This window comes from Pseudomonas sp. Arb-4-2C (assembly GCF_055755015.1).
The window spans coordinates 6,035,540-6,059,672 of sequence record NZ_CM146899.1; the positions used below are offsets into that span (position 1 = coordinate 6,035,540).

Below are 24,133 nucleotides of genomic sequence, written 5' to 3' on the forward strand. Positions count from 1 at the left end.
ATATCAGCCTTGCTGAAGGTCTGGTTGGTGGCGACGTCTTTCCAGGTCGAACCGTCCAGGTACTGCAGTTTGCCTTCGCCCGGCAGCTGGGTGATTTTCACGCCGAGGCTGCTGGCCGGGCTGTCGACATCGGTCACCCCGAAGGTCGAACCAGCCGAGGATCAGCGGGGTGTCTTCAGTACCCGTGACGTTGACCGGCGCGGCGACCGGCGCATCGTTGACCGCCACCACGTTGACCGTGGTGGTCGCGGTGTTGGAGTAGTTGCCGCCATCGGTCACGGTCACGGTGATGATCCGCGGCACGGTGCTCGGGTTTTCACTGCCGTTGGTGAAGGTGATGTTCTTGATCGCCTGCATGTAGTCGGCCAGCGTCGCGTTACCCGACAGCGTCAGGGTCACGGTGCCGTTGGTGCTGTTGGCATTGATGGTGATGCCATTGACGCTGTTGCCCAGGTTCAGCGCATCGCCGTCCTGACGGTTGGTCAGCACGATGGTCGCGCCGGTCAGCATGGTGCTGTCCGGGTCGGTGATCGTCAGGTCAGTGTCGGCAATTGACACGCCGGCGCCCGGGGTGTTTTCGGTGAACGTCACCTTGTAGTCGGCACCGGTGGCGCCGCTGGAGTTGTTGGCGTCCAGGTCGATGACCGGTGGCGCATCGTTGTCGATGATCGAGGTGCTGACGCTGCCATTGGTGCTGCTGACGGCCAGGTTTTCGAAGTTGCCGCCGGTGGCCGAGTCGATCTTGACCACGAAGTTCTCGGTGCCTTCGGTGATCTTGTCATCGATGGTCGCGACGTTGAACTGCGCACTGCTGGCGCCCGCCGGGATCTTCACGGTGTACACGCCGGTGAAGTCCGAACCGTCGGCAGCGGTGCCGCTGTAGACGATTTTCAGGGTCACGTCGGTTTGCGCAGGGTGCGTCAGGCTGACGGTGTAGCTGGCGGTCTGGCCTTCGGTTACCGAGGTGCTGCCGGTGATGCTGACAGTGGTGGTGTCGATGGTGTCGGTGACGCTGGTCACGGCTGGCGCGGTGTTGGTCACCAGGTTTTCGAAGCTGCCACCGCTGGCGTTGGTGATGGTGGCCTGCACGCTGCCGGCGTCCTTGTAGACGTCGTCGGCTGGCGCAGGAACGGTCACGGTGCCGGTGGTTTTGCCGGCGTCGATGGTGATTACCGAGCCGTTGCTCAGGGTCACGGTCACCGGCGAGCCGGCCGCATTGGTCAGGGTCGCGGTGTAGGTGATCTGACCGCCTTCGGCGACGGTGCCGGTCGCGGACAGCGACAGGTTGGTGGTGTCGATAGTGTCGGTCACGGTGGTGCTGACCGGGGTCTTGTCAGCGACGAGGTTTTCGTAGTTGCCGCCGGTCACGTTGCTGATCGAGTTGGTCAGTGGCGCATGACCGGTCAGCGCGTCGTTCGGCGCAGTGGTGGTCACGGTGCCGGTGGTTTTGCCGACTTCGATGGTGATGTTCTGACCATTCGCCAGGGTCACGACCACAGGCGAACCGGTCACTGGCGCGCCGACGGTCGCGGTGTAGGTGACAGTGCCACCTTCGGCAGCAGACTCGGTCGCGGTCAGTTTGACCGTGGTGGTGTCGATGGTGTCGGTGACGTTGGTCACGGCCGGCGTGGTGCTTGGCACCAGGCTTTCGAAACTGCCGCCGGTGGCGGACTTGATCGTGGCCTGGACAGTGCCGGCGTCCTTGTAGACGTCGTCAGCCGGAGCTGGAACGGTCACGGTGCCGGTGGTTTTGCCGGCGTCGATGGTGATCACAGCGCCGTTCGACAGAGTCACGGTCACTGGCGAACCCGCTGCGTTGGTCAGCGTCGCGGTGTAAACGATCGAGCCACCTTCGGCCACGGTGCCGGTCGCGGACAGCGACAGGTTGGTGGTGTCGATAGTGTCGGTCACGGTGGTGCTGACCGGGGTCTTGTCGGCGACGAGGTTTTCGTAGTTGCCGCCGGTCACGTTGCTGATCGAGTTGGTCAGTGGCGCATGACCGGTCAGCGCGTCGTTCGGCGCAGTGGTGGTCACGGTGCCGGTGGTTTTGCCGACTTCGATGGTGATGGTCTGGCCGTTGGACAGGGTCACGGTGACAGGCGAACCGGTGACTGGCGCGCCGACAGTCGCGGTGTAGACGACGTTACCGCCTTCCGCTGCGGTGCCAGTGGCCGTCAACTTCACCGAGGTGGTATCGATGGTGTCGGTGACGTTGGTCACGGCCGGCGTGGTGCTTGGCACCAGGCTTTCGAAACTGCCGCCGGTGGCGGACTTGATCGTGGCCTGGACAGTGCCGGCATCTTTATAGACGTCGTCAGCCGGAGCCGGAACAGTCACGGTGCCGGTGGTTTTTCCGGCGTCGATGGTGATCACGGCGCCGTTCGACAGAGTAACGGTCACTGGCGAACCAGCGGCGTTGGTCAGCGTCGCGGTGTAAACGATAGAGCCACCTTCGGCCACGGTGCCGGTCGCGGACAGCGACAGGTTGGTGGTGTCGATAGTGTCGGTCACGGTGGTGCTGACCGGGGTCTTGTCGGCGACGAGGTTTTCGTAGTTGCCGCCGGTCACGTTGCTGATCGAGTTGGTCAGTGGCGCATGACCGGTCAGCGCGTCGTTCGGCGCAGTGGTGGTCACGGTGCCGGTGGTTTTGCCGACTTCGATGGTGATGGTCTGGCCGTTGGACAGGGTCACGGTGACAGGCGAACCGGTGACTGGCGCGCCGACAGTCGCGGTGTAGACGACGTTACCGCCTTCCGCTGCGGTGCCAGTGGCCGTCAACTTCACCGAGGTGGTATCGATGGTGTCGGTGACGTTGGTCACGGCCGGCGTGGTGCTTGGCACCAGGCTTTCGAAACTGCCGCCGGTGGCGGACTTGATCGTGGCCTGGACAGTGCCGGCATCTTTATAGACGTCGTCAGCCGGAGCCGGAACAGTCACGGTGCCGGTGGTTTTTCCGGCGTCGATGGTGATCACGGCGCCGTTCGACAGAGTAACGGTCACTGGCGAACCAGCGGCGTTGGTCAGCGTCGCGGTGTAAACGATAGAGCCACCTTCGGCCACGGTGCCGGTCGCGGACAGCGACAGGTTGGTGGTGTCGATGGTGTCGGTGACGGTGGTGCTGACCGGGGTCTTGTCGGCGACGAGGTTTTCGTAGTTGCCGCCGGTCACGTTGCTGATCGAGTTGGTCAGTGGCGCATGACCGGTCAGCGCGTCGTTCGGCGCAGTGGTGGTCACGGTGCCCGTGGTCTTGCCCACTTCGATGGTGATGTTCTGGCCGTTGGCCAAAGTCACCACGACCGGCGAGCCGGTCACTGGTGCGCCGACAGTCGCGGTGTAGGTGACGGTGCCACCTTCAGCGGCGGACTCGGTCGCGGTCAGTTTGACCGTGGTGGTATCGATGGTATCGGTAACGTTGGTCACCGCCGGCACAGTGCTCGGCACCAGGTTTTCGAAGTTGCCACCCGTTGCGGTCGAAATGGTTGCTTCGACTTTGCCGGCGTCCTTGTAGACGTCGTCGGCTGGCGCAGGAACGGTCACGGTGCCGGTGGTTTTGCCGGCATCGATGGTGATCACGGCACCGTTGCTCAGGGTCACGGTGACTGGCGAGCCAGCGGCGTTGGTCAATGTCGCGGTGTAGATGATCGAACCGCCCTCGGCGACCGTGTTGGTGGCGCTCAGGGACAAGTTGGTCGTATCGACAGTGTCGGTCACGGTGGTGCTGACCGGTGTCTTGTCGGCCACGAGGTTCTCGTAGTTGCCGCCGCTGACATTGGTGATTGCGTTGGTCAGTGGCGCATGACCGGTCAGCGCATCGTTCGGTGCAGTGGTGGTCACGGTGCCGGTGGTTTTGCCGACTTCGATGGTGATGTTCTGGCCGTTGGCCAGGGTCACGGTGACTGGCGAACCGGTTACCGGTGCACCGACGGTCGCAGTGTAAGTGACGGTGCCACCTTCCGCAGCAGACTCGGTCGCGGTGAGCTTGACCGTGGTGGTATCGATGGTATCGGTAACGTTGGTCACCGCCGGCACAGTGCTCGGCACCAGGTTTTCGAAGTTGCCACCGGTAGCGGTCGAAATGGTTGCTTCGACTTTACCGGCGTCTTTGTACACGTCATCGGCGGGTGCAGGAACGGTCACGGTGCCGGTGGTTTTGCCGGCGTCGATGGTGATCACGGCGCCGTTGCTGAGGGTCACGGTCACTGGCGAGCCAGCGGCGTTGGTCAGCGTTGCGGTGTAGATAATCGAACCGCCCTCAGCGACCGAGTTGGTAGCGCTCAGCGACAGGTTGGTGGTGTCGATTGTGTCGGTCACGGTGGTGCTGACCGGAGTTTTGTCGGCAACCAGATTCTCGTAGTTGCCTCCGCTGACATTGGTGATCGAGTTGCTCAGCGGCTCATGGCCGTTCAACGCATCGTTCGGTGCGGTGGTGGTCACGGTGCCCGTGGTCTTGCCCACTTCGATGGTGATGTTCTGACCGTTGGCCAGGGTCACGGTGACCGGTGAGCCGGTCACAGGCGCACCGACAGTGGCGGTGTAGGTGACGGTGCCACCCTCGGCCGCTGTTTCGGAAGCCGTCAGCTTCACGGTGGTGGTGTCGATGGTATCGGTGACGTTGGTCACGGCCGGCACGGTGCTTGGCACCAGGTTTTCGAAGTTGCCACCGGTAGCGGTGGAAATGGTTGCTTCGACTTTACCGGCATCTTTGTAGACGTCGTCGGCTGGCGCCGGGACAGTCACGGTGCCGGTGGTTTTGCCGGCGTCGATAGTGATCACGGCGCCGTTGGACAGAGTCACGGTCACTGGCGAACCCGCTGCGTTGGTCAGCGTCGCGGTGTAGATGATCGAACCGCCCTCGGCCACGGTGCCGGTCGCGCTGAGCGACAGATTCGTGGTGTCGACGGTGTCGGTGACAGTGGTATTGACCGGGGTTTTGTCAGCCACGAGGTTTTCGTAGTTGCCGCCGCTGACGTTGGTGATCGAGTTGTTCAGCGGTTCGTGACCGTTCAACGCATCGTTCGGTGCGGTGGTGGTCACGGTACCGGTGGTTTTACCGACTTCGATGGTGATGTTCTGACCATTCGCCAGGGTCACGACCACAGGCGAACCGGTTACCGGTGCACCGACGGTCGCAGTGTAAGTGACGGTGCCACCTTCCGCAGCAGACTCGGTCGCGGTGAGCTTGACCGTGGTGGTATCGATGGTGTCGGTGACGTTGGTCACGGCCGGCGTGGTGCTTGGCACCAGGTTTTCGAAGTTGCCACCGGTGGCAGTCGAAATGGTTGCTTCGACTTTGCCTGCGTCTTTGTACACGTCATCGGCAGGCGCTGGGACAGTCACGGTGCCGGTGGTTTTACCGGCCTCGATGGTGATCACGGCGCCGTTGCTGAGGGTCACGGTCACTGGCGAGCCAGCGGCGTTGGTCAGCGTTGCGGTGTAAACAATCGAACCGCCCTCAGCGACCGAGTTGGTAGCGCTCAGCGACAGGTTGGTGGTGTCGACGGTGTCGGTCACGGTGGTATTGACCGGGGTTTTGTCAGCCACGAGGTTTTCGTAGTTGCCGCCGCTCACGTTGGTGATGGCGTTGGTCAACGGCGCATGACCGGTCAGCGCATCGTTCGGTGCGGTGGTGGTCACGGTGCCCGTGGTCTTGCCCACTTCGATGGTGATGTTCTGACCGTTGGCCAGGGTCACGGTGACTGGCGAACCGGTTACCGGTGCACCAACAGTGGCGGTGTAGGTGACGGTGCCACCCTCGGCCGCTGTTTCGGAAGCCGTCAGCTTCACGGTGGTGGTATCGATGGTATCGGTAACGTTGGTGACCGCAGGAACAGTGCTTGGCACCAGGTTTTCGAAGTTGCCACCCGTGGCGGTCGATATGGTTGCTTCGACTTTGCCCGCGTCTTTGTACACGTCATCGGCCGGTGCCGGAACGGTCACGGTGCCGCTGGTTTTACCGGCTTCGATAGTGATGACCGCGCCGTTGGACAGGGTCACGGTCACTGGTGTGCCAGCTGGGTTGGTCAGAGTGGCGGTGTAAACGATCGCACCACCTTCAGCGACGGTGCCAGTGGCAGTCAGCGACAGGTTAGTGGTGTCGACAGTGTCAGTGACGTTGGTCGAAACCGGCGTCTTGTCAGCGACCAGATTCTCGTAATTGCCACCGCTCACGCCGGTGATCGAGTTGCTCAGCGGCTCATGGCCGTTCAACGCATCGTTCGGCGCGGTGGTGGTCACGGTACCGGTGGTTTTACCGACTTCGATGGTGATGTTCTGACCATTCGCCAGGGTCACGACCACAGGCGAACCGGTCACTGGCGCGCCGACGGTCGCGGTGTAGGTGACGGTGCCACCTTCGGCAGCAGACTCGGTCGCGGTCAGTTTGACGGTGGTGGTATCGATGGTATCGGTAACGTTGGTCACGGCCGGCGTGGTGCTTGGCACCAGGTTTTCGAAGTTGCCACCGGTAGCGGTCGAAATGGTTGCTTCGACTTTGCCCGCGTCTTTGTACACGTCATCGGCAGGCGCTGGGACAGTCACGGTGCCGGTGGTTTTGCCGGCGTCGATGGTGATCACGGCGCCGTTGCTCAGAGTCACGGTCACTGGCGAGCCAGCGGCGTTGGTCAGCGTCGCGGTGTAAACGATCGAGCCACCTTCGGCCACGGTGCCGGTCGCGGACAGCGACAGGTTGGTGGTGTCGACGGTGTCGGTCACGGTGGTCGAGACCGGCGTCTTGTCAGCGACCAGATTCTCGTAATTGCCACCGGTTACACCGGTGATCGAGTTGCTCAGTGGCTCATGGCCGTTCAACGCATCGTTTGGCGCGGTGGTGGTCACGGTGCCCGTGGTCTTGCCCACTTCAATGGTGATGTTCTGACCATTCGCCAGGGTTACGACCACAGGCGAACCGGTCACTGGCGCGCCGACGGTCGCGGTGTAGGTGACAGTGCCGCCTTCGGCAGCAGACTCGGTCGCGGTCAGTTTGACCGTGGTGGTATCGATGGTGTCGGTGACGTTGGTCACGGCTGGCACAGTGCTCGGCACCAGGTTTTCGAAGTTGCCACCGGTAGCGGTGGAAATCGTCGCTTCGACTTTACCGGCATCTTTGTAGACGTCGTCGGCAGGCGCCGGGACAGTCACGGTGCCGGTGGTTTTACCGGCCTCGATGGTGATCACCGCGCCGTTGGACAGGGTCACGGTCACCGGGGTGCCGGCCGGGTTGGTCAGGGTCGCGGTGTAGACAATCAAACCACCTTCAGCCACCGAGTCGCTGGCGGTCAGGTTCAGGTTGGTGGTGTCGACGGTGTCAGAAACCGAGGTGTTCGCCGGTTTGCTGTCGGTCACCAGGTTTTCATAGTTGCCGCCAGTGGCCTTGTCGATGGTCACGCTCAGCGAGCTGCCGCCCGCCAGCGGGCTGTTCGGTGCAACGAAATTCACGCTGCCGGTGGTTTCTCCGACGGCGATGGTGATGGTCTGGCCGTTGGACAGGGTAACCACGACTGGCGCGCCGGTTACCGGCGCGGTCACGGTCGCGGTGTAGACCACGGTCTCGCCTTCGGCGACGTTGGCGGTGGCAGTCAGTGACACAGTGGAGGTGTCGATGGTGTCGTTGACGGTGGTCACGGCCGGTGTCGTGTTCGGCACCAGGTTTTCGAAGTCGCCACCGGTCGCGCCCTTGATGGTCGCCTCAACGGTGCCGGCGTCCTTGTAGACGTCATCCTTCGGTGCATCGACGGTCACGGTGCCGGTGGTCTTGCCGGCCTCGATGGTGATCACTGCGCCATTGCTCAACGTCACGGTCACCGGGGTGCCGGCCGCGTTGGTCAGGGTAGCGGTGTAAGTGATCTGGCCGCCTTCGTTCACCGTCGGGGTCGCGCTCAGCGACAGGTTGGTGGTGTCGACAGTGTCGGTCACGGTGGTGCTGACCGGGGTCTTGTCGGCGACGAGGTTTTCGTAGTTGCCGCCGCTGACGTTGGTGATCGAGTTGTTCAGCGGTTCGTGACCGTTCAACGCATCGTTCGGTGCGGTGGTGGTCACGGTGCCGGTGGTCTTGCCGACTTCGATGGTGATCGTCTGGCCGTTGGCCAGGGTCACGGTCACTGGCGAACCGGTCACAGGCGCGCCCACAGTGGCGGTGTAGGTGACAGTGCCGCCCTCGGCCACCGAGGTATCGGCAGTCAGTTTGACCGTCGAAGTATCAATGGTGTCGGTAACGTCGGTCACGGCCGGAACGGTGCTTGGCACCAGGTTCTCGAAATTGCCGCCCGCCGCATCCTTGATCGTGACTTCAACCTTGGCGGCATCTTTGTAGACGTCATCGGCAGGCGCTGGAACCGTTACGGTGCCAGTGGTTTTGCCAGCCTCGATAGTGATCACCGAGCCGTTGCTCAGGGTCACGGTCACCGGGGTACCGGCCGGATTGGTCAGGGTCGCGGTGTAGACGATCGAGCCGCCTTCGGCGACGGTGCCGGTCGCGCTCAACGTCAGGTTGGTGGTGTCGACGGTGTCGGTTACGGTGGTGCTGACCGGGGTTTTGTCGGCCACCAGATTCTCATAGTTGCCGCCCGTCACGCCGGTGATCGAGTTAGTCAGCGGCGCGTGACCGTTCAACGCGTCGTTCGGCGCGGTGGTGGTGACGGTGCCGGTGGTCTTGCCGACTTCAATGGTTATGTTCTGACCGTTGGCCAGGGTCACGACCACAGGCGAACCGGTCACGGGTGCACCGACGGTCGCGGTGTAGGTGACGGTGCCACCCTCGGCGGCCGATTCGGTTGCAGTCAGTTTGACCGAGGTGGTGTCGATTGTGTCGGTGACTTCGGTGACGGCCGGAACAGTGCTTGGCACCAGGTTCTCGAAGTTGCCGCCGGCTGCGTCCTTGATGGTCACTTCGACTTTACCGGCGTCTTTGTAGACGTCATCGGCAGGCGCTGGGACAGTCACGGTGCCGGTGGTCTTGCCGGCTTCGATGGTGATCACCGAACCGTTGGACAGAGTCACGGTGACTGGCGAGCCAGCAGCGTTGGTCAATGTCGCGGTGTAGGTGATCGAACCGCCCTCGGCGACCGAGTTGGTGGCGCTGAGCGACAGATTTGTCGTGTCCACGGTGTCCGTGACGGTGGTGCTGACCGGCGTCTTGTCGGCCACGAGGTTTTCGTAATTGCCGCCCGTCACACCGGTGATCGAGTTGGTCAGTGGTTCATGACCCGTCAACGCGTCGTTTGGCGCGGTGGTGGTGATGGTACCGGTGGTTTTGCCCACTTCGATGGTGATGTTCTGACCATTGGCCAGCGTGATCACGACCGGCGAGCCGGTGACCGGTGCGCCGACAGTGGCGGTGTAGGTGACGGTGCCACCTTCAGCCGCGGTTTCGGTTGCGGTCAGTTTGACCGAGGTGGTGTCGATGGTGTCGGTGACGTCAGTCACGGCCGGAACGGTGCTCGGCACCAGGTTCTCGAAGTTGCCGCCGGAAGCATCCTTGATGGTCACTTCAACCTTGCCGGCATCCTTGTAGACGTCATCGGCAGGCGCTGGAACCGTTACGGTGCCAGTGGTTTTGCCAGCCTCGATAGTGATCACCGAGCCGTTGCTCAGGGTCACGGTCACCGGGGTGCCGGCCGGATTGGTCAGGGTCGCGGTGTAGACGATCGAACCGCCCTCGGCGACGGTGCCGGTCGCGGTCAGCGACAGGTTGGTGGTGTCGACGGTATCGGTCACGGTGGTGCTGACCGGGGTCTTGTCGGCCACCAGATTTTCGTAGTTGCCACCGGTCACGCCGGTGATCGAGTTGCTCAGCGGCTCATGACCGTTCAACGCATCGTTCGGTGCAGTGGTGGTCACGGTGCCGGTGGTCTTGCCGACTTCGATGGTGATGGTCTGGCCGTTGGCCAGAGTCACGACCACAGGCGAACCGGTCACGGGTGCGCCCACAGTGGCGGTGTAGGTGACGGTGCCGCCTTCAGCCGCGGTTTCGGTTGCAGTCAGTTTGACCGAGGTGGTGTCGATGGTATCGGTGACGTCAGTCACGGCCGGAACGGTGCTTGGCACCAGGTTCTCGAAATTGCCGCCCGCTGCGTCCTTGATGGTCACTTCGACTTTGCCGGCATCCTTGTAAACGTCATCAGCCGGGGCCGGGACAGTAACGGTGCCGGTGGTTTTACCTGCTTCAATGGTGATGACGGAGCCGTTGCTCAACGTCACGGTCACCGGGGTGCCAGCTGGGTTGGTCAGAGTGGCGGTGTAGACGATCGAACCGCCTTCGGCCACGGTGCCGGTCGCGGTCAGCGACAGGTTGGTGGTGTCGACGGTGTCGGTCACGGTGGTGCTGACCGGGGTTTTGTCAGCCACGAGGTTTTCGTAGTTACCGCCGCTGACGTTGGTGATCGAGTTGTTCAGTGGTTCGTGACCGTTCAGCGCATCGTTCGGTGCGGTGGTGGTCACGGTGCCGGTGGTCTTGCCGACTTCGATGGTGATGGTCTGGCCGTTGGCCAAGGTCACGGTCACTGGCGAACCGGTCACAGGCGCGCCCACAGTGGCGGTGTACGTAACCGTGCCGCCCTCGGCCACCGAGGTATCGGCGGTCAGTTTGACGGTCGAGGTGTCGATGGTGTCAGTCACTTCGGTGACCGCAGGGACGGTGCTCGGAACGAGGTTCTCGAAGTTGCCGCCAGACGCATCCTTGATGGTCACTTCAACCTTGCCGGCGTCCTTGTAGACGTCATCGGCTGGCGCAGGGACGGTCACGGTGCCAGTGGTTTTGCCCGCTTCAATGGTAATGACCGAACCGTTGCTCAGGGTCACGGTCACCGGGGTGCCGGCTGGGTTGGTCAGAGTGGCGGTGTAGACGATCGAACCGCCTTCGGCCACGGTGCCGGTCGCGGTCAGCGACAGGTTGGTGGTGTCGACGGTGTCGGTCACGGTGGTGCTGACCGGGGTTTTGTCGGCGACGAGGTTTTCGTAGTTGCCGCCGCTGACGTTGGTGATCGAGTTGTTCAGCGGTTCGTGACCGTTCAACGCATCGTTCGGTGCGGTGGTGGTCACGGTGCCGGTGGTCTTGCCGACCTCGATGGTGATGGTCTGGCCGTTGGCCAAGGTCACGGTCACTGGCGAACCGGTCACAGGCGCGCCCACAGTGGCGGTGTACGTAACCGTGCCGCCCTCGGCCACCGAGGTATCGGCGGTCAGTTTGACGGTCGAGGTGTCGATGGTGTCAGTCACTTCGGTGACCGCAGGGGCGGTGCTCGGCACCAGGTTCTCGAAGTTGCCGCCGGAAGCATCCTTGATGGTCACTTCAACCTTGCCGGCATCCTTGTAGACGTCATCGGCAGGCGCTGGAACCGTTACGGTGCCAGTGGTTTTGCCAGCCTCGATAGTGATCACCGAGCCGTTGCTCAGGGTCACGGTCACCGGGGTGCCGGCCGGATTGGTCAGGGTCGCGGTGTAGACGATCGAACCGCCCTCGGCGACGGTGCCGGTCGCGGTCAGCGACAGGTTGGTGGTGTCGACGGTATCGGTCACGGTGGTGCTGACCGGGGTCTTGTCGGCCACCAGATTTTCGTAGTTGCCACCGGTCACGCCGGTGATCGAGTTGCTCAGCGGCTCATGACCGTTCAACGCATCGTTCGGTGCGGTGGTGGTCACGGTGCCGGTGGTCTTGCCGACTTCGATGGTGATGGTCTGGCCGTTGGCCAGAGTCACGACCACAGGCGAACCGGTCACAGGCGCGCCGACAGTGGCGGTGTAAGTGACAGTACCGCCTTCGGCGACAGAGGTATCAGCGGTCAGTTTGACGGTCGAGGTGTCGATGGTGTCAGTCACTTCGGTGACCGCAGGGGCGGTGCTCGGCACCAGGTTCTCGAAGTTGCCGCCCGCCGTATTGGTAATGCTGACTTCAACCTTGCCGGCATCTTTGTAGACGTCATCGGCTGGCGCAGGGACAGTCACGGTGCCAGTGGTTTTGCCCGCTTCAATGGTAATGACCGAGCCGTTGCTCAGGGTCACGGTCACCGGGGTGCCGGCCGGATTGGTCAGGGTCGCGGTGTAGACGATCGAACCGCCCTCGGCGACGGTGCCGGTCGCGGTCAGCGACAGGTTGGTGGTGTCGACGGTATCGGTCACGGTGGTGCTGACCGGGGTTTTGTCGGCGACGAGGTTTTCGTAGTTGCCACCGGTCACGCCGGTGATCGAGTTGCTCAGCGGCTCATGACCGTTCAACGCATCGTTCGGTGCGGTGGTGGTCACGGTGCCAGTGGTCTTGCCGACTTCGATGGTGATGGTCTGGCCGTTGGCCAGAGTCACGACCACAGGCGAACCGGTCACAGGCGCGCCGACAGTGGCGGTGTAAGTGACAGTGCCGCCTTCAGCCACCGATGTATCGGCGCTGAGCTTCACAGTCGAGGTATCGATGGTGTCGGTGACGTCGGTCACGGCTGGAACGGTGCTTGGCACCAGGTTCTCGAAATTGCCGCCGGTGGTGCCGGTGATGCTGACTTCGACCTTGCCGGCGTCCTTGTAAACGTCGTCAGCGGGGGCAGGAACGGTCACGGTGCCGGTGGTTTTGCCGGCCTCGATGGTGATCACCGCGCCATTGCTCAGGGTCACGGTGACAGGCGAGCCCGCCGCGTTGGTCAGGGTTGCGGTGTAAACGATCGAACCACCCTCGGCCACGGTGCCGGTCGCACTCAGCGACAGGTTGGTGGTGTCGACGGTATCGGTAACAGTTGTGGAAACCGGTGTTTTGTCGGCAACGAGGTTCTCGTAGTTACCGCCACTGACGTTGGTGATGGCGTTGGTCAGCGGTGGATTGCCGGTCAATGCATCGTTCGGCGCCGTGGTGGTGACGGTGCCGGTGGTTTTGCCGACTTCGATGGTGATCGTCTGACCGTTGGTCAATGTGACGGTGACTGGCGAGCCAGTCACCGGTGCACCGACGGTGGCGGTGTAAGTGACGGTACCGCCTTCTGCCACCGAAGTATCGGCGGTCAGTTTGACGGTCGAGGTGTCGATGGTATCGGTGACTTGGGTAACGGCCGGCACGGTGCTCGGCACCAGGTTCTCGAAATTGCCGCCGGTGGTGCCGGTGATGCTGACTTCGACTTTGCCGGCGTCTTTATAGACGTCATCGGCAGGCGCCGGAACAGTCACGGTGCCGGTGGTTTTACCCGCCTCGATGGTGATGACGGAGCCGTTGCTCAACGTCACGGTCACCGGGGTGCCCGCCGGGTTGGTCAGTGTCGCGGTGTAAACGATCGAGCCGCCTTCAGCCACGGTACCGGTGGCACTCAGCGACAGGTTGGTGGTGTCGATGGAGTCGGTGACGGTGGTGGTCGCTGGCGTCGTGTTCGGCACCAGGTTCTCGAAGTTGCCGCCGGTTGCACCGGTAATCGTGGTGCTGACGGTACCGCCGTTGTTGTAGACGTCGTTCGGCGCGGTTGGCACGTTGACGCTGCCGCTGGTCTTGCCGGCTTCGATGGTGATGGTCGAGCCGTTGGACAGGGTGACGGTCACCGGCGTCTGCGCCGGGTTGGTCAGGGTCGCGGTATAGGTGATCTGGCCACCTTCGACCACGGTGCCGGTGGCGGTCAGGGTCAGGCCGGTGGTGTCGCGCGAATCGACGATGTTCGTTACGGCTGGCGTCGTGTTCGGCACCAGGTTTTCGAAGTTGCCGCCAGTGGCACCGGTGATCGTGGTGCTGACAGTGCTGCCGTTGTTGTAGACGTCATTCGGCGCGGTCGGCACGTTGACGGTGCCCGTGGTCTGGCCGGCTTCGATGGTGATGGTCGAGCCATTGGACAGGGTGACGGTCACCGGCGTCTGGGCCGGGTTGGTCAGGGTCGCGGTGTAGATGATCTGGCCACCTTCGGTGACGCTGGTGCCAGCGGTCAGGGTGACGGTGGTGGTGTCGATGGTGTCGGTGACCTGGGTCGTCGCCGGCGTGGTCGGCGGGATCACGGTGATGCCGTTGCCGCCGGTGGTACCGGTGACGGTCACGTCGATCTGGGTCGGGTCGTTGTAGACGGTGTCGTTCGGAGCCAGCGGCACGTTGACAGTGCCGGTGGTGGAGCCGGCCGGAATCACGATCACCGAGCCATTGGACAGGGTGATGGTCAGGTCAGTCAGCGGCGCCTGGGTCAGGGTCGCGGTGTACACCAGCACGCCGCCGGCTTCGGTGATGGTCGGCGTGGCGCTGAGGCTCAGGGTCGACTCACGCAGGGCATTGGTGGTGGTGTCGGTGGTCTGGCCGCCGGTGATGTTCTGCGCCGCTTGTGCGCCGGAGTTGATGCCTGCGGTCGGGAAGCCGATGGTCGGATCGACGCGGCCAGCGGTGGCGTCGAGCATCACGAAACTGTGGCCGCCACCCGCCGCGCCGCCAGTCCCTGCGGCGGTGGCGCCGGCAGCGGTGGCTTCAAGGTCGGTGGTCGGGTCGGCACCGGCGGCGATGGCTTGCTGCAGCTCGGCTACAGACGGTGCGGCCTGCGCGGTGGCCTCGGCCAGGTCAGTGCTGGAGTCGGGCGCGTTGGCGCTCCACTGGGTTTCGCGGCCCAGGTCCAGAGTGCGGCCATCCGCCAGTTCCAGCGACACGGCGCCCGAGAGGCCGGTGTCAATCTGGTCGCCGACGAACAGGCGATCGCCTTCAACGAGTACGCGACGTACGCCCTCTGGGGACACCACGAATACCTGACCGACAATGCTTTTGACGATGGCAACAACACTGCTCATTGAAGACTCTCCGGGTGTCACGTTCAGTTGACTTCCATAGACCTGACGGCATCAGCGCCTATTCAGTCTGGACGTACTTTTAAAAATGGTTGAACAAAGTTTGACGCTGCTTTCGTCAATAATTTGGCTAGATTCTTTCGCTATTAACTTTATGCCAAACTATTGACCTTCTGGGTGCCATCCTAAACAATCGCCCCACTAATGTCACATTGATATTTCCGCGGCGACCTGTCCCTCAGCGTGTGATCCAGTTCCTATTTTGAACTTTCCGACATACGGTCATTCCGGTTGCCAATCATCCGACGCAGCAGCACGTTTAGCTGTGATTCAAGACAAGAAGTCCTGGGAAATCTTTACCATGCGTTTGTACCTGTTCAAGGCTCTACCGTTCGCTCTCGCCGCCTCTTTCGTCCAAGCACAATCCTTGCCGGAAGCCATGCAACAGGCATTGGATGTCCATCCGGAAATCCAGGCAGGGGTCAACAGTCGTTTGGCGGCGGATTATCAGTTAAAGGCTGCCAAAGGTGGATACCTGCCCAAGGTCAACCTGCTGGGCGGTTATGGCCGTGAAGGCACCGACAGCGTGACCACCCGCGCCAGTGGTGGGAGCAACCACTACGAAACCCTGAACCGTGGCGAGTCAAGTTTACGTCTCTCGCAAATGGTTTTTGACGGTTTTGCCACGTCCAGCGAGGTCGGGCGTCAACAAGCCACCGTCAACTCCCGCGCCTACTCGTTGCTGGGGACTTCCGAGCGCACCGCGCTGACTGTCGCTCAGGTCTATCTGGACGTGCTGACCCGCCGCGAATTCGTGCGTCTGGCCGAAGAAAACCTCAAGAGCCACCAGCGCATCTATGACCAGATCCAGCTGCGCACCCAGCGCGGCGTCGGCAGCGGTGCCGACCTCGATCAGGCCGAAGCGCGGATGGCCCAGGCCCGTAACAACCTGATCACCGAGCAGACCAACCTCGCCGACTCCGAGACCAACTTCCTCAGCGCCGTCGGCCAGATGCCTGACCAGCTGGAGCGTCCGGCACCGTTCATGGCGATGATGCCGGCCAACCTCAATGAAGCCCGTACGCAGATGCTGGAAAACAGCCCGATCCTGCGTTCGGCCGAGTCCGACATCGCCGCTGCCGAGAAGCAGTACGAGACCGCCAAGTCGACCTTCTACCCGCGTTTCGACGCCGAGCTGGGCCGCACTGCCGATAACGATCTGGACGGCCAGAACGGTCACAACAACGAATGGCAGGCCATGTTGCGCATGCGCTTCAACCTGTATTCGGGTGGCAGCAACAAGGCCGATCTGGAATCCAAGTCGTACCTGTCGAACCAGGCACTGGACATCCGCAACAACGCCCTGCGTCAGTTGAACGAAGAACTGGGCCTGGCCTGGAACGCCTTGAACAACGCCAATGCCCAAGTGCCGATCGCTCAGCAGTATGTTGATCACAGCACCGCGGTGCGTACTGCTTATCAGCGTCAGTTCAGCCTTGGCGAGCGGACCCTGCTCGATTTACTCGACAGTGAAAACGAGTTGTTCACCGCTTCGCGCCGTTTGGCTGAAATCAAGAACATTCAGTTATTTACTCAGTATCGAATCAAGGCGACCATGGGCGAGTTGCTCAGAAGCCAGGGAGTGGTCGCACCATTGGCATCCGTCGTGCAGAACGATGTGAAGCCGAAGGTCCAACTGCCCGGTATGAATTGAGCAGAACCTTCATTGTTCAATTGTTAGCCAAGAGTGCCGAGCGTGGAATCAGAAGTCAGTCGAGTTCAACTCATTCATGATCCGCGCGCGATGCACGATGATCCGTTATTGGATGGTCTGCTCGCTCTGTGCATGCTGCACCAGAAACCCGCCAGTGCGGCGATGCTGACCACCGGTCTACCGCTGCCCAAGCAACGCCTGAGTGTCGAGTTGCTGCCCCGCGCAGCGGCTCGCGCCGGGCTGCAGGGCCGGGTGTTGCAACGCAAGCTGGAAGAGATTCCGGCGATTGCCATGCCGGCGCTGTTGCTGCTCAAGGAAGGCCGCAGTGCCGTCCTGCTCGGCTGGCAAGGCGAGAACGAAGCCCGGGTGCTGCTCAGCGAAAGCGACGGCGGCGAATCGGTGGTCAGCCGTGAGCTGCTGGCCGACGACTACACCGGCAAAGTGTTCTTCGCCCAGCCGCAGCACAAATTCGACGTCAACCACGGCACGCTGATCCCGCGTGCGCGCTCGTGGTTTCGCGACACCCTCAAGCGTTCGCGCTGGCTGTATGCCGATGCGATCGCCGCCAGTTTTCTGATCAACATCATCGCCATGGCCGCGCCGCTGTTCGTGATGAACGTCTACGACCGCGTGGTGCCGAACCAGGCCGAAGCGACCCTGTGGGTGCTGGCGCTGGGCATCACTGGCGCTTACCTGTTCGACCTGATCCTCAAGAGCCTGCGCAGCCTGTGCCTGGATCTGGCCGGCAAGAAAACCGATCTGATCATTTCGGCGACGCTGTTTGAGCGCATCGTCGGCATGGCCATGAAGTACCGCCCCGCGCGGGTCGGCAGCTTTGCGCAGAACATCCATGAGTTCCAGAGTCTGCGCGACTTCCTCGCCTCGCTGACCCTGACCAGCCTGATCGACCTGCCGTTCACCCTCCTGATCTTCATCGTCATAGCTATTCTCGGCGGGCATCTGGTGTGGATTCCGGTGCTGGCATTCCCGATTGCGCTGTTGATCGGCTATGCGCTGCAGAAGCCGCTGGTAGCGACCATGGAACGCACCATGGCCCTCGGTGCCGAGCGTCAGTCGAGCCTGATCGAAACCCTCGCCGGCCTCGATGCGGTCAAGGTCAACAACGCCGAAAGTGAGCGTCAATACCAGTGGGAACAGACCATCGGCACCCTTAGCCGCCTCGAGCTGCGGGTGAAAATGCTCTCCGGCCTGGCGATGAACATCACCCTGCTGATCCAGCAACTCGCCGGGGTGATCATGATCGTCTTCGGCGTGTACCAGATCATCGCCGGCAACCTGAGCATGGGCGGCCTGATTGCCTGCTACATGCTCAGTGGCCGCGCGCTCAGCCCGCTGGCCTCGCTCTCGGGTCTGTTGACCCGCTACCAGCAGGCGCGGGTGACCATGACCTCGGTCGACCAGATGATGGAGCTGCCGCAGGAGCGCAATTTCGAAGAGCGTCCGCTGAGCCGCAAGGTGCTGCAGGGCGCAATCGAATGCCGTCAGCTGAACTTCACCTACCCGGAACAACAGAACCCGGCGCTGAAAAACATCAACCTGGTGATCCGTCCCGGCGAGAAGATCGGCATCATCGGCCGCAGCGGTTCGGGCAAGAGTTCGCTGGCGAAGTTGCTGGTGGGCCTGTATCAGCCGGACGACGGCGCGTTGTTGGTGGACGGTGTGGATATCCGCCAGATCGACGTCAGCGAGCTGCGCTACAACATCGGCTACGTGCCGCAGGACATCCAGCTGCTGGCCGGCACCCTGCGTGACAACCTGGTCTCCGGCGCGCGTTATGTCGAAGACGAGTTGGTGCTGCAAGCCGCGGAACTGGCCGGCGTCCACGAATTCGCCCGTCTGCACCCGCAGGGCTACGAGCTGCAAGTCGGCGAGCGTGGGCAGAACCTGTCCGGCGGCCAACGGCAAAACGTCGCGCTGGCCCGGGCGCTGTTGCTCAATCCGCCGATCCTGCTGCTCGACGAACCGACCAGCGCCATGGACAACACCGGCGAAGAACGCCTCAAGCAACGTCTGGCCGCCGTCGTTGAAAACAAGACCGTGGTGCTGGTGACGCACCGGGCCTCGCTGCTGTCGCTGGTCGACCGTCTGCTGGTGGTCGACCGTGGACAGATTCTCGCCGATGGCCCGAAAGCCGCCGTGATGGAAGCGTTGAAGAAGGGGCAGATCAGTGTTGCTTAAGTCGGGTGTCAAAGAGTCGATCCGTCGCTACTTCAAGGGTTCTGCGTCGCTGCAGGGCCAGCCGCTGCCGGAGGTCAACAAGGCACTGATCGAGGACGCCCCGCGCGTCGTGCGCCTGACCATCTGGGCGATCATCGGTTTCTTCGTGTTCCTGATGCTGTGGGCGCATTTCGCCGTGATCGACGAAGTGACCAAGGGCGACGGCAAGGCGATTCCGTCGTCCAAGATCCAGAAAATCCAGAACCTCGAGGGCGGGATCGTCTCCGAACTGTTCGTCAAGGAAGGCCAGATCGTCGAGGCCGGCGCACCGTTGATCCGCCTGGACGACACGCGATTTGCTTCCAACGTCGGTGAAACCGAGGCCGATCGACTGTCGATGCTGCTGCGCGTCGAGCGTCTGAGCGCCGAGGTCGATGACCGCCCGCTGAACTTCCCTGAGGACGTGCTCAAAGCCGTGCCGGGCCAGGCAAAAAGCGAAGAGTCGCTGTACATCAGCCGCCGCCAGCAACTGCACGATGAGATCGGTGGTTTGCAGGAACAGTTGATCCAGCGTCAGCAAGAGCTGCGCGAGTTCAGCTCCAAGCAGGCGCAGTACCGCCAGCAACTGGGCTTGCAGCGCCAGGAAATCAACATGTCCGAGCCGCTGGTAGCCCAAGGCGCGGTATCACCGGTGGAAGTGCTGCGGCTTAAACGTGCCGAAGTCGAAACCCGCGGCCAGCTCGACGCCACCACCCTGGCGATCCCGCGCGCCGAATCGGCAATCAAGGAAGTGCAGCGCAAGATCGACGAGACTCGCGGCAAATTCCGTAGCGATGCGCTGACCCAGCTCAACGAAGCCCGCACCGACCTGAACAAGGCCCAGGCCACCGGCAAGGCGCTGGAAGACCGGGTCAGCCGTACGCTGGTCACCTCGCCCGTGCGCGGCATCGTCAACAAGTTGCTGGTCAACACCATTGGCGGGGTGATCCAGCCCGGCAGCGACATGGTGGAAATCGTGCCGCTGGATGACACCTTGCTGGTCGAAGCCAAGATCCGTCCCCAGGACATTGCGTTCCTGCATCCGGGGCAGGAAGCGATCGTGAAGTTCACCGCGTATGACTACACCATTTACGGTGGGCTCAAAGCCAAGCTGGAGCAGATCGGTGCCGACACCATCACCGACGAAGACAAGAAAACCACCTACTACATCATCAAGGTGCGCACCGAGCGCAGCCACCTGGGCACCGATGACAAGCCGTTGCTGATCATTCCGGGGATGGTCGCGTCGGTGGATATCATCACCGGCAAGAAGTCGGTGTTGAGTTATCTGCTCAAGCCGATCATCCGGGCGCGGGCCGAGGCGTTGCACGAGCGGTAGGTCTTCGGCGCTGCACATGGCCCCTTCGCGAGCAAGCCCGCTCCCACATTGGATCTTCAGTGGACACAAGTTCTGTGTTCGACCGAAATCTCCTGTGGGAGCGGGCTTGCTCGCGAAGGGGCCAGCAAAATCACCACATCCCTGTCAGTAAGTGACACAAATCGTCACTCACCACTCAGTCCATTCCTCACCATCCGCCATATCGTTATTCAATAACGGTATTTAATTTCAGATTCTTATAGCGATAAAGTCATTCCCCTGCGTACCTGCCGACCAATCGGCGCGCCGCACGACCTGAACCAACACGCAATCCAGCGTGAGTTTCTGATCGACGTGCGCGCCCTTGAGCGCGCCGTGCGTGGGAGATTGAAAGATGTCCGCAGCTACTGCCACCCCAAGCGCCGCGACTGCCGCGCCGCAAACCTTTGAAATCCGCCCGTTCAGCGGTGCCGTCGGCGCCGAAATCATTGGCCTGGACCTGACCCGCCCGGTCAACGACCAGGACTTCGCCCGCATCCACCGCGCGCATCTGGATCACCACGTCGTGGTCTTCCGCGACCAGCGCATCACCCCGCAACAGCAGATCGATTTCAGCCGCCGCTTCGGCGTGTTGCAGATTCACGTGCTCAAGCAGTTCCTGCTGGCCAATCACCCGGAAATCCTCATCGTTTCCAACATCGTCGAGAACGGCCAGAACATCGGCCTCGGCGATGCCGGCAAATTCTGGCACTCCGACCTCTCCTATAAAGAGCTACCGAGCCTTGGCTCGATGCTGCATGCGCAGGAGTTGCCGTCCGAAGGTGGCGACACGCTGTTCGCCGACATGCACAAAGCGTGGGACAACCTGCCCGAAGCGTTGCGCAAAGCCGTCGAAGGCCGCTCGGCCGCGCATTCCTACACAGCGCGCTATAGCGAAACCAAGTTCGAAGGCAACTGGCGCCCGACCCTGACCCCGGAGCAACTGGCGCAGGTCGTCGAAGTGGTGCACCCGATCGTCCGTACCCACCCGGAAAACGGCCGCCAGGCGTTGTTCGTCAGCGAAGGCTTTACCACGCGCATCGTCGGTTTGCCGGAGGACGAGAGCAAACAACTGCTCGCCGAACTGTACGCCCACAGCGTGCTGCCGCAAAACATCTACCGCCACCCGTGGCAGCCCCACGACATGGTGTTCTGGGACAACCGGTCGCTGATCCACCTCGCCGCCGGCTGCCCCGCGCACCTGCGCCGCAAGCTGTATCGCACAACCATTCAGGGCGACGCGCCTTTCTGATTTGCCGGAGATTCGATCATGTCCAAACGTCTTCCATTCGCGCCGCTGGCCGCTGCCATCGGTCTGGGTTTCAGCCTGATTGCCGGCAGCCTGGTGGCGCCGACCGTGGCCCACGCCGAAGGTGAAATCCGCATCGCCGAACAGTTCGGGATTGTCTATTTATTGCTCAACGTGGTGCGCGATCAGGGCCTGATCGAGAAATACGGCAAGCAGGAAGGCCTCGACATCAAGGTCGACTGGACGCAGCTCTCGGGCGGCGCGGCGGTCAACGATGCGCTACTGTCCGGTTCCATCGACATTGCCGGTGCCGGGGTCGGCCCGTTGCTGACCATCTGGGATCGCACCCACGGCAAGCAGAACGTCAAGGCTGTGGCCTCGCTGGGCAACTTCCCGTACTACCTGGTGAGCAACAATCCCAAGGTCAAAACCATCGCCGACTTCACCGAGAAGGACCGCATTGCGGTGCCAGCGGTGGGCGTTTCTGTGCAGTCGCGCTTCCTGCAATACGCGGCGGCCAAGCAGTGGGGTGACAAGGAATTCAATCGCCTCGACAAATACACCATCGCCGTACCGCACCCGGACGCCACCGCCGCGTTGCTCGCCGGCGGCACCGAGCTGACCGGGCACTTCTCCAACCCGCCGTTCCAGGATCAGGCGCTGCAGAATCCGAACGTGCACGTGGTGCTCAACTCCTACGACATCCTCGGCCCGAACTCGCCGACGGTGCTGTTCGCCACCGAAAAATTCCGCAATGAGAATCCGAAGACCTACAAAGCCTTCGTCGAAGCACTGACCGAAGCTGCGCAATTCGCCCAGAACGATAAAGGCGCGGCGGCGGACACTTACATTCGCGTGACCAAGGCCAAAATCGATCGCGCCGAGCTGCTGAAAATCATCGACAACCCACAGTTCGAATTCAGCGTCACGCCGAAAAATACCTATCCACTGGCCGAATTCCTCTACCGCGTCGGCGCGATCAAGAACAAACCTGAATCGTGGAAGGACTACTTCTTCCAGGACGCCAAACCGCTGCAGGGGAGCTGATCGAGATGAACGCCCCCTTGCAAGGCCACGCGGCCAGCAACCCGATCGCCCGTACGCAAGCGCTGCTGGCGGTGGATAACGTCAGCCTCGAATACCGCACCCCGCAACGGGTGGTGCGGGCCACGCATCAGGTCAGTTTCGAAATCGATCCTGCGGACCGCTTCGTGCTGCTCGGCCCGTCCGGCTGCGGCAAGTCGACCTTGCTCAAGGCGGCCGCCGGGTTCATTGCACCGAGCGAAGGCGAGATTCGCCTGCAGGGTCAGCGTGTCGACGGACCGGGCCCGGACCGGATCGTGGTGTTTCAGGAGTTCGATCAGCTGCCGCCGTGGAAAACCGTCAAACAGAACGTGATGTTTCCGCTGCTCGCCTCGCGAACCTTGAACAACAAAGACGCCGAAGGGCGAGCGCTGCACTATCTCGAAAAGGTCGGGCTGGCAGCGTTCGCCGACGCTTATCCACACACCTTGTCCGGCGGCATGAAGGCGCGGGTGGCGATTGCCCGGGCGCTGGCGATGCAGCCGAAAATCCTGCTGATGGACGAGCCGTTCGCTGCGCTGGACGCGCTGACCCGCCGCAAGATGCAGGAAGAGTTGCTGCGGCTTTGGGAAGAAGTGCGCTTCACCCTGCTGTTTGTCACGCACTCGATCGAAGAGGCACTGGTGGTCGGCAATCGCATCCTGCTGTTGTCGCCACACCCGGGGCGGGTACGCGCCGAAGTGCACAGCCATCAATACGATCTGCAAAGCCTCGGTGGCGTGGCGTTTCAAGAGTCGGCGCGGCGCATTCACCGTTTGCTGTTCGATGAAGGCCAGTCGCCGGAAACCGAGCGAGACCATGACTTCAACGACATTCGCATCGCTTATTGAGCGTTCTGGAGGATTGCCCGATGAGCCAACCATCGTCCCTGCGACAAGAGTTTGAAACCGTCCTTGAACCGCTGACCAGCGTGCCGCTCGAGCGCGAATTGCCGCTGGGCCAACGTCTGTGGCAACAGGGCTGGCTGCGTAAAAGCCTGATCCTGATTCTGCTGGCGATCCTCTGGGAAGTGATCGCCCGGGTGCAGAACAACGACTTGCTGCTGCCCGGCTTCCTGCAGACCAGTCATGCGTTGTACGACGGTCTGCTCAGCGGCGAGCTGCTGGGCAAGGTGTGGATATCTCTGGTGGTGCTGATCAAGGGCTATCTGATCGGTATCGTGCTGGCGTTTGCCCTGACCACGCTGGCGGTCTCGACCCAGTTTGGCCGGGATCTGCTGAGCACCCTGACCTCGATGTTCAACCCGTTGCCGGCAATTGCTTTGCTGCCACTCGCCTTGCTCTGGTTCGGGCTGGGGCAGAACAGCCTGATCTTCGTGCTGGTGCATTCGGTGCTGTGGGCGCTGGCGCTGAATACCTACGCAGGTTTTCTCGGTGTCTCGGAAACCCTGCGCATGGCCGGGCGCAACTATGGGCTGAAGGGCATGCGTTTTGTGCTGTTCATCCTGATTCCGGCGGCGCTGCCGTCGATTCTCGCCGGGCTGAAAATCGGCTGGGCGTTTGCCTGGCGCACGCTGATCGCCGCCGAGTTGGTGTTTGGTGCGACCAGCGGCAAGGGCGGGCTGGGTTGGTACATTTTCCAGAACCGTAATGAGCTGTACACCGACAAGGTGTTTGCCGGGTTGGCGGTGGTGATCCTGATTGGTTTGCTGGTGGAGAACCTGGTGTTCGACACGCTGGAGCGGGTAACGGTGAAGCGCTGGGGCATGCAGCGCTGATTTGTCGCGCTCCGACCGGCCTCTTCGCGAGCAAGCCCGCTCCCACATTTGAACTGCATTTCCCTGTGGGAGCGGGCTTGCTCGCGA

At 62.2% G+C, this 24,133-nt stretch carries 8 protein-coding genes; 7 read left to right on the forward strand and 1 reads right to left on the reverse strand.

What is annotated here, in order from left to right:
* Window positions 1-3 precede the first annotated feature (3 nt).
* Complete coding sequence (locus AC0J41_RS27425) at window positions 4-14,712, reverse strand: immunoglobulin-like domain-containing protein (protein WP_473014092.1); 14,709 nt, start codon at window positions 14,710-14,712, stop codon at window positions 4-6.
* Between the two features lie 358 nt (window positions 14,713-15,070).
* Here AC0J41_RS27425 and AC0J41_RS27430 point away from each other — a divergent pair, with 358 nt between their 5' ends.
* From AC0J41_RS27430 to AC0J41_RS27460, 7 genes are all read left to right on the forward strand, one after another.
* Window positions 15,071-16,423: a TolC family outer membrane protein gene (locus AC0J41_RS27430; RefSeq protein WP_473014093.1), complete on the forward strand. Its 1,353-nt coding sequence runs from the start codon at window positions 15,071-15,073 to the stop codon at window positions 16,421-16,423.
* 42 nt (window positions 16,424-16,465) lie between these two features.
* Entirely contained in the window at window positions 16,466-18,622 is a 2,157-nt protein-coding gene (locus AC0J41_RS27435; RefSeq protein ID WP_473014094.1) for a type I secretion system permease/ATPase, read from the forward strand.
* Window positions 18,612-19,979, forward strand: a complete 1,368-nt coding sequence (locus tag AC0J41_RS27440) for an HlyD family type I secretion periplasmic adaptor subunit (RefSeq protein WP_207849332.1) — start codon at window positions 18,612-18,614, stop codon at window positions 19,977-19,979. The genes AC0J41_RS27435 and AC0J41_RS27440 overlap by 11 nt, the downstream gene beginning before the upstream one ends.
* Before the next feature lie 373 nt (window positions 19,980-20,352).
* A complete protein-coding gene (locus AC0J41_RS27445) occupies window positions 20,353-21,249 on the forward strand; it encodes a TauD/TfdA dioxygenase family protein (protein ID WP_473014095.1) in 897 nt (298 codons plus the stop codon).
* Between the two features lie 18 nt (window positions 21,250-21,267).
* Window positions 21,268-22,293 (forward strand): ABC transporter substrate-binding protein, encoded by a 1,026-nt coding sequence (locus tag AC0J41_RS27450; RefSeq protein ID WP_025113447.1) that lies wholly within the window; start codon window positions 21,268-21,270, stop codon window positions 22,291-22,293.
* Window positions 22,294-22,298: 5 nt separating this feature from the next.
* Window positions 22,299-23,159: an ABC transporter ATP-binding protein gene (locus AC0J41_RS27455; protein ID WP_473014096.1), complete on the forward strand. Its 861-nt coding sequence runs from the start codon at window positions 22,299-22,301 to the stop codon at window positions 23,157-23,159.
* Window positions 23,160-23,179: 20 nt separating this feature from the next.
* Entirely contained in the window at window positions 23,180-24,046 is an 867-nt protein-coding gene (locus AC0J41_RS27460; RefSeq protein WP_473014097.1) for an ABC transporter permease, read from the forward strand.
* Window positions 24,047-24,133 lie beyond the last annotated feature (87 nt).

Bases quoted from the DNA above. Each gene is read 5' to 3' on its own strand.
- AC0J41_RS27460 (WP_473014097.1), top strand. From the start codon at position 23,180: ATGAGCCAACCATCGTCCCTGCGACAAGAGTTTGAAACCGTCCTTGAA.
- AC0J41_RS27450 (WP_025113447.1), top strand. From the start codon at position 21,268: ATGTCCAAACGTCTTCCATTCGCGCCGCTGGCCGCTGCCATCGGTCTG.
- AC0J41_RS27455 (WP_473014096.1), top strand. From the start codon at position 22,299: ATGAACGCCCCCTTGCAAGGCCACGCGGCCAGCAACCCGATCGCCCGT.
- AC0J41_RS27430 (WP_473014093.1), top strand. From the start codon at position 15,071: ATGCGTTTGTACCTGTTCAAGGCTCTACCGTTCGCTCTCGCCGCCTCT.
- AC0J41_RS27445 (WP_473014095.1), top strand. From the start codon at position 20,353: ATGTCCGCAGCTACTGCCACCCCAAGCGCCGCGACTGCCGCGCCGCAA.
- AC0J41_RS27425 (WP_473014092.1), bottom strand. From the start codon at position 14,712: ATGAGCAGTGTTGTTGCCATCGTCAAAAGCATTGTCGGTCAGGTATTC.